At 61.2% G+C, this 1,764-nt stretch carries 1 protein-coding gene; it reads left to right on the top strand.

Annotated features, from left to right (window positions below):
* Positions 1-28: 28 nt before the first annotated feature.
* Positions 29-1,764 (top strand): methyl-accepting chemotaxis protein (locus ACQZ6J_RS33840; protein ID WP_449087229.1); only part of this gene is annotated, 1,736 nt, incomplete at its 3' end.

Raw genomic sequence — 1,764 nt, 5'->3', positions numbered from 1 at the left:
GTTGAATAGCCGGAAGGATATGACGGTGATGTTAGGACTCCATGGTGCTGCTGGAACGATGAAAACCGGTGCGCTCGATGCGATGAGCGCCAATATCATGATTGCCGATGCCAAGCTCAACATCATCTACATCAATCCGGCCACCCGGGAGTTGCTGCAGGAAGCGGAAAGCGACCTGAAGAAGGAGCTGTCGCGCTTCGACATGTCCACCCTCGTCGGATCCAATATCGATATTTTCCATCGGAATCCGGCGCATCAGCGTGGCATGCTTGCGGCCCTGAAGTCGCAACACAAGGCGACGATAACGGTTGGCCACCGCGTCTTCGATCTGATCGTGACGCCCCTCAAGCGGGGAGAGAGCATCCTGGGTTTCGTCGTCGAATGGGCCGACGCAAGAGCGAGAATCCAAAACACCGACTATCGCAATCAGTTGCTGGCGATCAACCGCGTGCAGGCGGTGATCGAATTCACGCCGGCGGGCGAGATCGTCAGCGCCAACGATAATTTCCTGACGGCCGTCGGCTATACTCTTGCCGAGATCAAGGGCCGGAACCACCGGATGTTTCTCGAGGAAGGCGAGACGGGAGACCATCTGTTCGAGCAGCTCTGGACGGACCTCCGCGCCAACAAGCCCCATATCGGCGATATCGTGCGCTTCGGCAAAGGCGGCCGGCCCATCTATCTGAATGCGTCCTACAATCCGATCACGAACGATTCCGGAAAGGTCGTGAAGGTCGTCAAGTTCGCGACCGATGTTAGCGAACGCGTGTTTGCGGTCCGCACCGTCGGTGAGGCCCTGTCGAAGCTGGCGCTCGGCGATCTCAGCTTCTCGCTCGACCGGCCTTTCGCAAAGGACTTCGAAGCCTTGCGGGAAAACATGAACGCGGCGACGCAGCAGCTCGGCCAGACGCTTGCCTCCGTCTCCCTCTCCACCGGACTGATCGACGACGGCGCGCGCGAGATCAGCGACGGCGCCGGCAACCTGTCGCGGCGCACGGAACAGCAGGCTGCGGCGCTGGAAGAAACGGCGGCGGCCCTCGATGAGATCACCGTCAATGTCGGGAATGCCTCGAAGCGTGCCAACGAGGCTCGCCAGGCCGCCGAAATGGCCAACGTCAGCGCAAACCACTCCGGCCAGATCGTTGCCGACGCGGTCGGCGCAATGGCGCGGATCGAACAATCCTCCGACCGCATCGCCAATATCATCAGCGTCATCGATGAGATCGCCTTCCAGACGAACCTTCTGGCGCTCAATGCCGGCGTGGAGGCGGCCCGTGCCGGCGAAGCAGGCAAGGGCTTTGCCGTCGTCGCCCAGGAAGTGCGCGAGCTCGCCCAGCGCTCGGCAAAGGCGGCGAAGGAAATCAAGGAGCTGATCCGCAATTCTTCGGACGAAGTCAGGCATGGCGTGAAGCTCGTCCATGAAACGGGCGATGCGCTGAAGACGATCCAGGCCAATATCACGACGGTCAACGAGCACATGCAGGCTATCGCGGTCTCGGCGAACGAGCAGTCGACCGGGCTGTCGGAAGTCAACTCCGCCGTCAATCAGATGGATCAGGTGACGCAACAGAATGCCGCGATGGTGGAAGAGGCCACGGCCTCGAGCATGACGCTCGCCCAGGAGGCCGAAAAGCTGCGGCAGATGGTCGTGCGCTTCAAGCTGCCGGCGCAGTCAAGCCACTTGGGTGCGGCCATGGCCACAGCGAACGGAGAGGCGTCCTTCACATCGTACGGCGAGCCGAAAAAAATCGTCCGCCTGCGCGC

Source organism: Rhizobium sp. A37_96, from assembly GCF_053521765.1.
The sequence above is the reverse complement of the archived record's forward strand: the minus strand, read 5'-3'. Positions and strand labels throughout refer to the sequence as shown.